The organism is Agriterribacter sp. (assembly GCF_035497235.1).
GTDB lineage: Bacteria > Bacteroidota > Bacteroidia > Chitinophagales > Chitinophagaceae > Agriterribacter.
The window spans coordinates 120,739-135,347 of sequence record NZ_DATJEB010000033.1 but is presented as its reverse complement, the minus strand read 5'-3'; the positions used below and the strand labels follow the sequence as shown (position 1 = coordinate 135,347).

10 protein-coding genes are annotated in these 14,609 nt (G+C 43.5%); 3 read left to right on the top strand and 7 right to left on the bottom strand.

The annotated features are described in order from the left end of the window. The first annotated feature begins 1 nt into the window (after window position 1). A complete protein-coding gene (locus VL121_RS10275; RefSeq protein ID WP_325404875.1) occupies window positions 2-1,576 on the top strand; it encodes a SusD/RagB family nutrient-binding outer membrane lipoprotein in 1,575 nt (524 codons plus the stop codon). An 85-nt stretch (window positions 1,577-1,661) separates the two neighbouring features. On the opposite strand, the gene VL121_RS10270 is transcribed toward VL121_RS10275, so the two are convergent. The 6 genes from VL121_RS10270 to VL121_RS10245 all read right to left on the bottom strand — a co-directional run bounded on the left by VL121_RS10270 (window position 1,662) and on the right by VL121_RS10245 (window position 10,488). Next, on the bottom strand, window positions 1,662-3,098 hold the full coding sequence (locus VL121_RS10270) for a glycoside hydrolase family 30 protein (protein ID WP_325404872.1): 1,437 nt from the start codon (window positions 3,096-3,098) through the stop codon (window positions 1,662-1,664). Window positions 3,099-3,206: 108 nt separating this feature from the next. Continuing rightward, window positions 3,207-4,691: a RagB/SusD family nutrient uptake outer membrane protein gene (locus VL121_RS10265; RefSeq protein WP_325404870.1), complete on the bottom strand. Its 1,485-nt coding sequence runs from the start codon at window positions 4,689-4,691 to the stop codon at window positions 3,207-3,209. A gap of 58 nt (window positions 4,692-4,749) precedes the next feature. Further along, window positions 4,750-8,022 (bottom strand): TonB-dependent receptor, encoded by a 3,273-nt coding sequence (locus VL121_RS10260; protein ID WP_325404868.1) that lies wholly within the window; start codon window positions 8,020-8,022, stop codon window positions 4,750-4,752. A 118-nt stretch (window positions 8,023-8,140) separates the two neighbouring features. Next, on the bottom strand, window positions 8,141-9,283 hold the full coding sequence (locus VL121_RS10255; protein WP_325404866.1) for a FecR family protein: 1,143 nt from the start codon (window positions 9,281-9,283) through the stop codon (window positions 8,141-8,143). A 104-nt stretch (window positions 9,284-9,387) separates the two neighbouring features. After that, a complete protein-coding gene (locus tag VL121_RS10250) occupies window positions 9,388-9,993 on the bottom strand; it encodes an RNA polymerase sigma-70 factor (protein WP_325404864.1) in 606 nt (201 codons plus the stop codon). Between the two features lie 279 nt (window positions 9,994-10,272). Further along, window positions 10,273-10,488, bottom strand: a complete 216-nt coding sequence (locus VL121_RS10245; protein ID WP_325404862.1) for a MazG nucleotide pyrophosphohydrolase domain-containing protein — start codon at window positions 10,486-10,488, stop codon at window positions 10,273-10,275. 275 nt (window positions 10,489-10,763) lie between these two features. On the opposite strand from VL121_RS10245, the gene VL121_RS10240 reads away from it, so the two are divergent. Further along, window positions 10,764-11,540 (top strand): enoyl-CoA hydratase/isomerase family protein, encoded by a 777-nt coding sequence (locus tag VL121_RS10240; RefSeq protein WP_325404860.1) that lies wholly within the window; start codon window positions 10,764-10,766, stop codon window positions 11,538-11,540. 146 nt (window positions 11,541-11,686) lie between these two features. Further along, a complete protein-coding gene (gene fumC / locus VL121_RS10235; protein WP_325404858.1) occupies window positions 11,687-13,093 on the top strand; it encodes a class II fumarate hydratase in 1,407 nt (468 codons plus the stop codon). A 646-nt stretch (window positions 13,094-13,739) separates the two neighbouring features. Here the strand turns inward: fumC and VL121_RS10230 are convergent. After that, on the bottom strand, window positions 13,740-14,597 hold the full coding sequence (locus tag VL121_RS10230; protein ID WP_325404856.1) for a hypothetical protein: 858 nt from the start codon (window positions 14,595-14,597) through the stop codon (window positions 13,740-13,742). Between the last annotated feature and the right edge of the window lie 12 nt (window positions 14,598-14,609).

The window sequence follows — 14,609 nt, the reverse complement described above, 5'->3', positions numbered from 1 at the left end:
TATGAAATATTTAGTTATTGGAATAGCATGCCTGATTACATTCAGTTCGTGTACTAAAAATTTTGAAAGCATCAATCAGAACCCGAACCAAATATCAGATGAATTCCTGAAACAGGATTTCAACCTGGTAGGGTCTCCTTTTTCGGGAATGATCTTCAACCTGAACGGTCACCAGATTGAAGAAGACCTGTGTTATGATAACTGGATGGGTTTTATGGGCACCCCTACGGATTTTGTGGGTAATGTGAATAATACTACTTATTATATACGATGGAACTCCTATTGGGGGCGTATATATGGCAGCATCATGTCACCTGCAAAACAGGTTATTCAACTGGCAAACGAGAATAATCTGCCGCTTTTTGCAACATGGGCTAACCTTGTCCGTATTCTGGGGATATCTAAGCTGACAGCCATTCACGGCCCGGTCATTTATACTAACTATGGTAGCACAGCGGCTTCTATTCTTTACGATAAAGAATCAGACCTGTATCCTTTGCTCTTTAAGCAATTAGATACTATACAAACCGATTTTGCAGCTAACCAGGATTACCCGGGTTTTAAAAAATTTGATCCTACCTTATATGCGGGAAGCATCCCTAAATGGATGAAGGTGGTTAATTCGCTTAGGTTAAGGCTGGCTATGCGGATATCAAAAGTAGATCCTGATATGGCAAAAACAGAAGGCGAAAAGGCCTTGAGTGACCCTGCTGGTTTAATAGAGAGTAATGGAGACAACTTTACGAATTCACTTTTAGGGCAGATTATGCCGGTAGCCCAGATCTGCTACCAGTGGGATGATACCCGTATGGGGGGAGTGATGGAATCGTTTATGGTTGGTTTAGGTGATGGCAGGATATCAAAATACTATGCTCCCGTAACCGATGCTTCGTTGGTTACTGATCATCCGCTGGTCCCTTATAAAGGGGTCCGCAATGGTGCTTACATTAACGCAAAAGCGGATCATGTTCCTTTCTCCAAAGTGTCTGATGATTTTAACAAGGTTCAGACCAGGAGGGACATTACGGCTGCAGAAGTGTTGTTTCTTAAGGCTGAAGCCGGTTTAAGAGGTTGGGCCGGTGCCGGCGACCCCCAGGAAAATTATGAGAATGGAATAAAGCAATCCTTTGCTGACTGGGGTGCCGGTGGTGTAGATGCTTACCTGGCGAACAGTACAGGCAAGCCTATTAATTATGTAGACCCTATTGACTCCCGTAATAGCTTTACGGCTGTTTCCACCATTACGGTAGCCTGGAACAACGCCGATAACAATGAGTTGAAGCTGGAAAAGATCCTTACGCAAAAATATCTTGCTGCGTTTACTCAAACGCTGGAAGCATGGGTAGATTTCAGGAGAACAGGTTATCCTAAAATACCCCATGTTGCTAAAAACGACAGCAATGATGACTGGGGTGTTATTCCTGTAAATCAGTGGATCAAAAGGATGCCTTTCGTTAATGGTGAAAGAACCGGTAACGCTGCCGCCATTGCTGATGCGGTAACTAAAATGGGACCTGGAGCTAAAGATGATATCGCTACCCGTTTGTGGTGGGATACCGGTGGTCCGAATTTTTAATTTTATATTTGGCTAATCAAAAAAAATGGCTGTCTAACTTTTTAGACAGCCATTTTTTATACAGTAGCAAACCGCTTAACGAATGTTACCAAACGTACGTTGCCACCGCGCCGCCGTTTAGTGTAGCAGAAATCCGTTTGTGTTTGTTATTGTATTTTATAGCAAACGATTGAGGCTGGTCTGCTTCATTCAATACAATCAGCACTATTTTCCCGTCTGCATTTTTGAAAGCTACGTTAGGCAATGCAATAAGATTATTGGAAGCGATACGTACAGCGCCCGGGCGAACAAATTTTGACGTATGCGCAATAATATAATAAGCAGGATTGCGCGTAACGGTATTGCCTTCTATGGTAAGTGCTCCCAAACACTGGGTACAACCGCCGGGTGTGTGTGGTTCAAGATTAGTATCGGCAGCCAGGTTCCATTCCAGCGCCACCCTGCACCAATTGCGCATGGAACCGATAATTACATTCTTAATATGCCAGTTGAGGTCGCCTTTTAAATTACCGGGCGCGCCTATCCACTGTTCCGTAAAGTAAAGGTGCTTATCCGGGTACGTATTATGCAACTGCGCTAAAGTATCAATATTGCCTCCATACAAATGAAAGGCGGCGCCATCCACATATTGCGCAGCATCTGCATCCTTATAAATAGTAACCGGGTAACCGGGCCTGTCGGCATTGTGGTCGTACACAATGATTTTGGCATTAATATGAGCCGCTTTAAATGCAGGGCCAAGGCTTTGTTTTATAAAAGCAGCCTGCTCTTCTGCCTGCATCAGTAAACTGGGGTTATTACCCGGATGCAACGGCTCGTTCTGCACCGTAACAGCATCAATGGTTATACCCTCTGCCTTCATTGCCTCTATATATTTCACAAAATATTTTGCGTAGGCATTATAATACGCCGGTTTCAGGCTCCCGCCAACAGAACTATTATTGGTTTTCATCCATACGGGTGGCGACCAGGGAGAACCCAATATTTTAACAGCAGGATTAATTGCCAGTATTTCTTTTAATACCGGGATGAGATGCACTTTGTCTGGCGCTATGCTGAATTTCTCCATCTGTTCATCCGTTTGTCCTGCGGGCAGGTCATTATAGGAAAATACCCTGTCATCTAAATCGGAAGCACCAATGCTTACACGCAGGTAACTAACGCCAATATGGTTTCCGTCAGTAGCAAATAACTCCTTTAATAAGGCAGCCCGGCTTGTAGCATCCATATTATGGAGATGCATGGCGCTTCCTCCTGTTAAGGTATAACCGAAACCGTCAATGGTTTGAAAGATTTGAGACTCATCCACATTAATAACCGCACTTATATCCGATGCGGCATCTGCAAATGCCAAAGGCGTTGGCGGTTCTTTAAAAAGAATGCCCCCATCCGGGTCGGTAAGCCATACAGCCGCTTTATTCTTTACCGAATCTCCATTATCCCTGTTGTGCTCTTTGGGATTTGTTTTACAGCCTGAAGCCATTAGTAATAACAACAAACAAGACGGAAGAGGTTTGAACATGTGTGTATCTTTTAAGCAGCCTTTAGATTTTAAATGAACCTTATACCATTTGCCATTTTAAAACCTGGCAGGTCTGCCAGGTGCGGGCCTTGCTGCAGACCTGGCAGGTTAGTAGCCGGGGTTTTGTGTAAGCCTGGGATTACGGTCCATTTCGTTCTGGGGTACAGGGAATAACAACCGGAATTCCTGAATCGGGTAATTGAGCGGCTCATTATTTGCTTTTTTCGCGTTTCGCATTACTTCAAGCGTGCGGCCGGTGCGTTGCAGATCAAACCAGCGGTATCCCTCAAATGCCAGCTCTAATTGCCGCTCCTTTTCAATGGCCAGCCGGAGTGCTGCCTGCGTAGTGGCAGTTGTATTGGCTAACCCCACCCTGTTCCTGATTTTATTCAGGTAAAATTGCGCGCCGGAACCATCATCCAACTGGTTGAGTTCGGTTAATGCCTCCGCTTTCAGTAAAAGGATGTCGGCAAAACGGTAAATAATAAAACTGCTTACATCCCCGCCACGTACCTTATTGATCAATGGAAGGTTATTCATTGGCCAATAAGGGTCAACCCATTGCCCCGAATAATCTACCCACTGTATAGAACTGTTAAGCCGCACATTATCACCTTCGGCTTCAAAAGCACGCACGAGGTCGTGTGAAGGCGTGTTGAACTTCGGCCAGCCACCACCGATATACATATCCCTGATCCATAAACCATACGTTCCGCTTCCCCATCCTTCATACGTAATTTCCCATATTGATTCTGACGAACTTTTATGCTGTCCATCAAATAAAAAATCATAATCAGGCAGTAAGGTATAGCCATCCGCAATTACCGCATCGCAATACTGATTCACTTTATTCCAGTCGTGCGGTTCCACGGTGGCATATACTTTAGCCAGCATGGTATTTACAATTCCGGTATTCATGATTTGCTTGGAAGCAGCCTGGCTTGCTGTGCGTACATTGGCTACCGCAAATTCAAGGTCAGCAATAATGCTGTCATATACTGCCGCAGCAGCGCTGCGCGGCACGGCTACGGACTCAAAGATAGTTTTGGTATCGGTGGTAACAATAGGCTGCAGTATTAAAGGAACATCGCCCCACAAACGTACCAGTTCAAAGTAGTTGGCGGCTCTTAACGCACGGGCTTCTCCCAATATCCGGTTTTTTCTTTCCGCCGTTAACGCCGGGTCAGTTGCTTTTGAAACCTTATCTATTGTTTCATTTATTTTTCCTATGGAAGTGTAAAGCCGCGACCAGTTTCTTTCCACATTACCATTTAAAGAATTGGTAGTAAACAAGTCTATTGCATGATTAGCAGGATTATCGCTGCCTGCGTAGCAATTATCAGCCATAGCATCCCCGTTGGTTGTGCGGTCAAAGGCCCAGTATTCTTCACCGTCCCAGTACATATCATTGTACGCTCCGCTTAACAACTGCTCCGCTTCTGTGGCGGTAATGCTTTCTCCTGCATTAGGATCATCAATAGTAGCGGCGTCAATTTCGCCAATAGGTTTTTTATCAAGTACTTTACTGCAACCGGCAATGGACAAAGTGATTATCACCAGCAGGCAGCTACAATTTATTAATTTCTTTTTCATCGTTATTTTTTTAAATAATTGCTGCGAACAATTATTATTAGAGAATAGGATCACGATTCTAAAATGTTACATTCAGTCCGATAATAAACGCCTTAGACTGCGGATATGCACCATAATCAATACCCTGTGCAATATTTTTTACATTGCTGTTGCCATCATTTCCATAAGTGCTTACTTCAGGATCAAAGCCGGTGTATTTGGTGAAAGTCAAAACATTCTGGCCTGTTACATATAAAGCGGCATTGCTGATCGCCATCCGGCTCAGAAAGTTGCTGTTGAAATGATAAGAAAACGTAATGGCTTTCAGCCGCAGGTAAGATCCATCTTCTAAGAACCGGCTGGAGATATACGTGTTAGCAACATCATTACGGATGGCTTTAGGAACAGCTGTAATGTCGCCGGGGTTTTTCCACCTGTTTAATACGGTAGTGGTTTGATTGCGGGAATCGTACATGCCCTCCGTTTCTATTCTTGCGCCATTGAATATCTGGTTGCCCTGTGATCCCTGGAAGAAAACAGAAAGATCAAAATTCTTGAAAGTTACCGTATTGGTCATGCCATAAATAAAATCAGGTTGCGCATTACCGATAAAAGTACGGTCGCCCGGGTTTATCTCTTCATTCTTATCCCGGTCTTCATACATCACATTGCCTGTTTGCGGATCAATACCCTTTGCCACATACCCGTAGAAAGATCCTAACGGGTAACCTGCTTTCACTAAAGAAGCATTACCCCGCTGATAAATATTACCCGAGGGTATTTGTACGTTCGGATCATCACCCAGGTTCAGCACCTTATTACGGTTAAAGCCCATATTAAAGTCTGTATTCCAGTTCCAGTCGTTACTTTTTATGTTTTGGGTAGAAATATTGAACTCAAACCCTTTATTCTCCATATCGCCCACGTTCAGTGAAATATAATCCAGCCCTGAAGTATTGGGTATAGGCATCCGCACCAGCACGTCTTTGGTTTTCTTCTGGTACCAGTCTGCTGTAACCGCTATACGGGAATCTAAGAATGTTATGTCCAGTCCTATATTTACGGAAGTGGTTTTTTCCCAGGTAAGGCTGGGATTAGCAAAATTAACGAGGGTAAGATCGCCGGTAACCGGGTTCTTATAATACCGTTTCATGTAATCGTAATTACCAATGCCTTCCTGGTTACCATTCATACCCCATCCCGCACGTAATTTTAACTCCTGGATATTGCTTATGTTTTCAAAAAAATGCTCGGAAGAAATACGCCAGCCGGCAGAGAATGACGGGAATATCCCTGTTCTTTTATCTTTGGGAAATTTTGAAGAAGCATCCGCACGGAGATTACCGGTAAAAAGATAGCGGCTGTTGTAATCGTAGGTTATACGCGCTATCCCCGAAACCAATCCCCATTCTGTTGCATACCCTGTAGTATCGGGCTTGTTGCGGGAATGCGATAAAATATAATCAATGCCTTTGGCTGCTGTGTCGCGGCCAAATTTGCCGGTATTAATACTGGTAGGGTCATAGCGGGAGGTTTGGGTGGTAAAGCCGGCCAATGCCGAAAAATGATGCGCCCCTGCACGTTTGGTATAGGTAAGCGTTTGCTCGGTTAACCATGCCGTTTCCTTCGATTTGGTACGGCCGGCTGTACCTTCCTGCTGGCGGCCGTAAATGGTAAGGAACGGATCAAGGATGTTATAATTATATCCGTCTGTATAATCCAGCCCGAGCAATGATTTGAATACAAGCCCCGGCATCAGCCTTATTTCGGCGCTGAAATTACCGAGAAAGCGATTGTTCCTGGCACGTGATTCCGAACCTTCGATAGTGCCGAGGGGGTTTTCCCAACCCGAATTAGGATTAATGCCGATGGTACCATCCGGAGCATATTTGGGAACAGTGAATGGCGTGGTAAGCGCTGATAATACCACTCCGCCCCGTGATGAACTGGCATTATCCGTTACATCCCTGCTTACCGCGTTGGAAAAACTAAGGTTGGTGGAAAGCGTTAACCACGAAGTTGTTTTGTGTGTTAAATTAGCACGCCCGGTGAAACGTTTAAAATACGCCGGTTTGATCATACCGGTTTGATCCATATAACCAAGTGAAAAATATTGCCTGAACTTATCTGTGCCTCCTGAAAGAGATAGCTGATAGTTTTGTTCCACGCCCGTACGAAAAACTTCATCAGGCCAATTCACGTTATTTGCGGCCACCACTTCATCGGTAATTACATTATCGTTATACGCTTCATTGATCAGTGCCTGGTATTGTTTTCCGTTCAATACGTTCAATGTATTAGTAGGTTTGGAAAAGCCAGCATACGCATTCAATCCCAGTTTCATTTTTTTACCACTCCCTTTTTTTGTAGTAATCAATACCACGCCGTTTGCGGCCCTGGCACCGTATATAGCTGCGGAAGAAGCATCTTTCAAAATAGACATCGTTTCAATATCCGTAGGGTTGATGGAACTGATATCCGTAGTAGGCACACCATCCACTACATACAGCGGGTCATTTCCGGCACTAATAGAATTGGCGCCGCGTATACGAACTGTCATACCCACGCCGGGTTTACCTGAAGGCTGCACCACCTGCACGCCCGCGGCTTTTCCCTGTATGGCCTGGGCAGCATTTATAACCGGACGGTCGGCAATATCTTTGGCAGACACCGTAGAAACCGCCCCTGTTATATTTTTCCTGCTCTGGCTGCCATATCCTATCACTATAATCTGGTCTAATTGTTTTTCCGATGGCGTTAATTGTACATTTACTACATTCCTGCCCTTTATTTCCATTTCCAAATCATTATATCCTATATACGAGAATACCAATACGGCATTTTCTTCGGCAGTAATGGAATAGGTGCCATTATTATCCGTAGCCGTTCCGGTGGTTGTATTTTTAACCTGCACGGTAACCCCGGCCAACGCTTCGCCACTGGCTCCTGTTACCTTACCGGTGATCCGTATAGCCTGGTTTTGCATGCTGGCCGACAATACCACTACCAGGTTATTATCCAACAGTTTGTAAGTAAGGTCTGTATTAGAAAATAATGCGCTCAATGCTTCCGGCAGGGGAGCATTAATGACTTTAATATCAATCTTTTTCTTCAGGTCTGCCAGGTCATAATTATATAAGAACCTGAACCGGCTGTCTTTTTCAATTTTGTGAATTACCCTGGCGATCTCTGTTTTTTGAAGTGTAAGGGTAATATTTCCCTGGCTGTATACTTTTGCCTGCAAATGGCCGAAACTCAGTATGATCAGCAAAAAACACAGTTTCATAACAATCAGGAATTTAATAAGGTAAGGAACAACCGCACCCCTTTGCGGAGCTCTGTTTTTTTTCATACATTTATACTTTAAGGTTAATAAATAAGAAACCTTACCACATGCCAGTGCGTATAAGCGTTTCTGTATTACCGGGCGGGGAATGTTAGCGCATTTCCCGTTCTTCGTTTAAAAGTTTTTATTTGAATATTTCTATTTCATTGTCATTAATTTTATACCTGAAATGATTGGTAAGCTGCAAAGCAAGCAACGCCTGTTGTATAGTTTCATTTTCAAAAATTCCTTTGAAGCGGTAGTGCAATAACTTTTCATCGCGGATACTGATCTTTACATCATACCATCTTTCCAGCTTGTCGGCCAGTTGCCTGAAGGTATCACCCTCAAAAATGAGCTTGTTATACCTCCATGAAGTTTCGGATATCAGGCTATCTGCCTTGCCTTTGGGCAACGCAGCTATTGCTATATCCCGCTCCGCGGCATAGGTTCTTTTTCCCCTTCCGTTACCGGCAATGGCAGGCCGGCTACCAGTACTTAATTCTTTATTGAATACCAGCTTTTCATGCGGACGAAGGATCGTCTTTGGCGCTGAAGGGTTATTTTTACGAACCACTTCGATCATACCCCTGATGAGGGTTGCTTCAATAGTGCCATCGCCGGGATAGGACTTTACATTAAAGGAAGTTCCCAGCACCTTAACATCAATTCCGGAGGTATGCACGATAAATGGCCGGCTGGCATCTTTCACCACGTCAAAAAAAGCTTCCCCTTCAAGCTCCACTTCCCTTTTACTGTTGTTAAAACTGTTGTGATAGGTAAGCCTGCTATCGGCGTTCAGCCATACTTTTGAGCCGTCCGGCAGGATCAGGGTTGACCTGCTGCCCTTCTGGGATCTCACTTCGCTTACCTGCTGCCCTACGGGTTCATTCAGGCCGGCAGTATGTTTTTCCGGGATGGCATACATCCATAAAGCGCCCCCTATTATTACCGCAGCGGCGGCATACATCCATTGCTTCCACGATTTACGCTGTACCGGGATAAATAAGGCCGGAGTATCATATTCCTGTTGTATCTGCGCTTCTGGTATGCCTTCCTGTGTATGAACAGCAGAACGGATGATACGATTAAAAACCTCCTGCGCATTGTCGTCATCCGCGGATAAGGCATCTGGTTCCCGTTTCCAGTAAGCGGACAGCATTTCATACAGGTATTCCTTATCAAAGTCTGCCCCCATCAATTCCTGCAGGTCGCGCAATTCTTCATCTGTCGCTTCTCCCGCCAATTTACGGGCCACTAATAGGTATAACCGGTTATCCTGCTGCATGAAAATGATCTGTTGTTAGTAATTAAGACAGGCAAAAGAAAGATATCTACTAACTGAAGAAAAGAAATTCCCTGGGAGCAGAGGAAAAAGCGCTCCCGGTGAAGCTATTCTTTAGATTTCAGCCCCCGTGCCGGAACGAGGGGATAATCCATATCTGAACGAAGGGCAGACATTATTTTTTTTACTGCTATAGCCATTTGCGCGTCAATCGTATTTACCGAAATATTAAGCACCTCAGCTACTTCTTTATATTTCAGCTTATCCTCCCGTACCAGTTTAAAAATAATTTTGCAGCGGGGAGGGAGCGCACCAATGGCTTGCTGAATTTTTTTATATAACTCGGATGTAATCATCAATTCTTCAGGGGAATTGGTTTCCGCCAGCTCAATATGAATACAATCAAAGGGCTGTGTAAGATTTTCTTTGACTTTTTTAGCCAGGAAGTTGAGTGAAGTATTTTTGGTTGCCGTATACAAATACACTTTGATATTATGCACACCGGGCAGGCTGTGCCGTATATTCCATATTTTAATGAAAACATCTTCTACAATTTCTTCCGCCGCTTCCCTGGTTTTTACCATAGCGAAAGCAAAATGATATAGCTTATTATAATAGCAATCATATAATGCTCTAAATGACTGCTCGTTGCCGGCAGCGATCTGATGCATTAACTTTGCAGATGCACTTGCAATATCACTACCATTATCCATAAAAGCAACCCTCTGAATTAAGCAACATATGACAAAGTAATAATGATATCTTAATGGACAAGATACGCGGTATATATGCTGCTTACACGTAAGTTACAGAAAAAACTCAATGTAGTATTCTTTATTACCGGAATAGATTCCGGAGTTACGATGGGCAGACAGGCTTACATTCTTATAATCAATTATTTTCGTACGTAGTACATCAGAATATTAATTAACCTCTGTCTTTCAGCTTGTCATTTTGTTGATGTGTTTGTGCATCGCAGATCGTTTTCTTTCCTAAATTTTTTTCAGGGCTGCGGTTAAATCTGCTCCTGTTTGGTTGGCCAGGCAAAGCAGCACCCATAATACATCGGCCATCTCATTACCCAGATCCTTGCCCTTATTGCTTTCTTTAAGCGACTGCACCCCGTATAAACGCACCATCAACCGGGATAGTTCGCCTATTTCCTCCATCAAGCTGCCCAGGTTGGTGAGTTCGCCAAAATAGCGCACCCCTGTTGCTTTTATCCAGTCATCAACCTGTTGCCGGGCCTGTTGTAATGTTATTTCTATAAAGGATTCATTAAAGACGAAAGGTGTAAAATTGAAATGCGTAATCCAACGGGGCTTTCAGCAATCAGCATCAAGCCATGAACAGTACAAAAGATGGGACGTTCAGGCGTTGTAGTGGTTACATGCATCTGACGCCTGCTTACTGATCGCTGATTGCCAATAAAGCATCCTACCTTTACCTGCGTAGAATTGATAACCCGCTAAAATAAATGTTTATGCAAACGCTATCCTTATCTTTTCACAATCATACGCTTGTCATCACCATCAACCGTCCGGATAAGCTCAATGCGCTCAACAAAAAAGTGATAGAAGAGCTGAGTAGCGTAATGGATGATGTATACAACAATACGGAAATAAAATCTGTGATCATTACCGGAAGCGGCCCCAGGGCTTTTGTTGCGGGCGCAGACATTAGTGAATTTGCCGCGCTTGACGCCAACGGCGGAAAAGCAATGGCCGAAAAAGGGCAGATGCAGGTATTTAATAAAATAGAACATTGCGTTAAACCTGTTATAGCTGCCGTAAACGGGTTTGCTTTAGGTGGCGGTTGCGAATTGGCTATGGCCTGTCATTTTCGTATTGCCGGTAATAATGCCCAATTCGGCCAGCCCGAAGTAAACCTTGGGCTAATACCGGGCTACGGTGGCACCCAGCGGCTAACACTACTCATCGGTAAAGGAAGGGCTATGGAATTGCTGATGACAGGCAGTATGATTGACGCCCCTACCGCACTGCAATATGGACTGGTAAACTATGTAGTGCCTCCCGAAGAGCTGATGAATAAAGCCTTGTCTGTTGCCGAACTCATCAATACCAAAGCGCCATTGGCAATAGCAGGATGCATAAAAGCGGCCAACGCGGTTTTTGACGAAAGTAAAAATGGCTACGAAACGGAAATAAATATTTTCGGGGAGCTGTTTGATACCGCCGATGCGAAAGAAGGCGCTGCCGCTTTTCTTGAAAAAAGGCAGCCGGTATTTAAGGGATTTTAACTCTGCAACAATTTCCAAAGAAACTATAGCGCTAAAATAATGCAGCGGGATCAATAAAACGTAAACTTGTAGCTTTGCAGCATCCGGGCCAACGGAACCGCGCTATAACCGATTTTTTAATTCCTTTAAAATAGCTATACATTATTATGGATTACAGGATAGAAAAAGACACAATGGGAGAAGTGAAAGTTCCCGCTCACGCATATTATGGGGCACAAACACAAAGAAGCATTGACAATTTTAAGATCGCGCAGGACATTAACCGCATGCCGAAGGAAATCATTGGCGCATTTGCCTACCTGAAAAAAGCCGCTGCTATTACTAACTTTGAAGCGGGTGTTCTGCCGCAGGAAAAAGCAACGCTTATTGGTAAGGTATGTGATGAAATATTAGCCGGAAAATTGGATGATTATTTTCCGCTGGTGGTATGGCAAACCGGCAGTGGCACGCAAAGCAACATGAATGTTAATGAAGTAATTGCCTACCGGGGGCATGTATTGAATGGCGGTAAGCTGGAAGACAAGGAAAAAACATTACACCCTAATGACGATGTCAATAAATCACAGTCGAGTAACGACACCTTCCCAACGGCAATGCATATTGCCGCTTACAAAATGCTCACCGGAATTACTATTCCCGGAATACAAAAACTCAGGGATACGCTGGCAGCAAAAAGCAGGGCCTTTATGCAGGTGGTAAAAATAGGCCGCACGCATTTTATGGATGCCACTCCCTTAACACTCGGGCAGGAATTCAGCGGGTATGTGTCGCAACTGGATCATGGATTGAAAGCCATAAAAAATACCTTGCCGCATTTAAGCGAACTGGCGCTTGGCGGTACCGCTGTGGGAACCGGAATAAATACCCCGGAAGGCTATGCGGAAAACGTAGCCAAACATATAGCGGCTTTAACCGGACACCCCTTTATAACCGCGGAAAATAAGTTTGAAGCATTGGCCGCGCATGATGCTATTGTAGAATCACACGGCGCTTTAAAAACCGTAGCGGTAAGCTTAATGAAAATAGCCAATGATATCCGTATGCTTTCTTCAGGGCCACGGAGTGGTATAGGCGAAATTTTAATACCCGATAACGAACCGGGTTCTTCCATTATGCCCGGTAAGGTTAACCCTACGCAATGCGAGGCCTTAACTATGATTGCGGCCCAGGTAATGGGCAATGATGTGGCCATTAGTATAGGCGGCGCAACGGGACATTTTGAGCTGAACGTTTTTAAGCCGGTAATGATCTATAATTTTTTACACAGTGCCAGGCTGATCGGCGACGGATGCGTAAGCTTTAATGACAGATGCGCCGCAGGCATTGAACCTATTGAAGCTAATATAAAAAGACATGTAGAAAATTCACTGATGCTGGTAACAGCGTTAAACACAAAAATAGGTTATTATAAAGCCGCCGAAATTGCGCAAAAAGCACATAAAGAAGGTGCTACATTAAAAGCTATGGCGGTTAAACTGGGCTATGTTACACCCGAACAATTTGACGAATGGGTACAACCCGCCGAAATGGTGGGTATGATTAATAAGGGGTAACAGGCTAATCACTCACCACTCACTACTTTCCGCTATAGCAAGAAGGCATCTCACCACATGGGGGATGCCTTTTGCTTAAACCAACTACAACATGAGAAAAAAGACGGTGTTAAATATTTTTTGAAGCCGTTAGTATTCCTAAAACGGACTTTAGATAAGATTAGTATTTACATACCGGAAATAATAGATGTAAATTATAATCGCACAATACCCTGCTGTTTTGTGTGAAGTGGCAATAAGGAGAAAAATTAAATTACCATTTGATAAGCGCCTTGCCGGAAGTAAAAACAGATTGCAAGATTAACATAATGAAGCATTTAATGAACCGCAATCTTTTTTATTAAAAAATAAGAAATGAAAAGAAAAAAGGTAAAGAATATTTTGATCTGCGCTCCGTTTAAGTAGCTCAGGTATGACAATCACAAACAGGTTTATATTCTTATTCCCTAACCCATCATCACCTGCAGGATTTTATAAAACCTGCATCTTAATTGTACCCTATGGCTGTGTTAATTCCACGGCCGCTTAATCCATACCCATAACAAAGCCTGCCGATTGATTTCACAACCTCCCGGCAACTTTGTAACAAAAAAGCCCTCCTGCAAAAGGGGGGCTTTTTTATAAAAGTATAATCCGGTAACCCTTGTTATTTACAATGATATTCAAACTTTGTACGTCCCTCCACTAAAGGTAATCCATCTACAATATCACCGGAGGCATACAGTTCCGTAACATAATCATCAGAAGAAAATTTATAATCCCTGTACACCGTATGATATGCTTTTATTTCATTACCATCTGAATCGTATATTTTTACCACGATTTTTTCCAGCATTTTTGTTGATTTTTTACCGGCATTTACTGAAAATATATAGCGCGCCAGCTCATGTGCATCTGGAAAAAAGTATAAAAAATCCTTCACCGTTTTAGCATCATTATAGGTAAGCTCAGCGCTTAATGCCAGTCGCTTACTGCCCGATCCTTCTTTAACTTCCAGTCTAACAAGGTTTTCATTCACCCATTCATATTGGTATGTAAAAAATGGAACGTTGGGGTTGTGTGCCGTAAGAAACAATTGCTTGCTGTACAGGTGTCCGTCTGCATCATATGCATAAGTATACCTGTAGCGTTCAGAACCTGTATCCAGGGGATTTTCCAGTGTATTCAATTCCTTTATCCGCCCGGAAGCATCAAGTATAAAAAATTCATTTTCATTAATCCGCATGGTGTCATTAACATAGGTAAAATCTGCATGATAACTTACCGTTCCTGAAGTACTGTCGTACCATTCTATTTTATTGGTAAGATTATTAGCGCCGGTTGTAATATGAAAGGAGCCGTATCCCCGGCCTGAAGATGAATCATAGGGTGTAACAGTGGCGATGGAACAATCGTTACCCGGGGAAGGAATACCCCCGGGTGTATTTTCCCGGCTCAATTCTTTTTTGCAGGATGCAAAAAAAATATAAAGCGCCACAATAGTACACAGTTGGAGTATCCGCATATGGTTGATTCA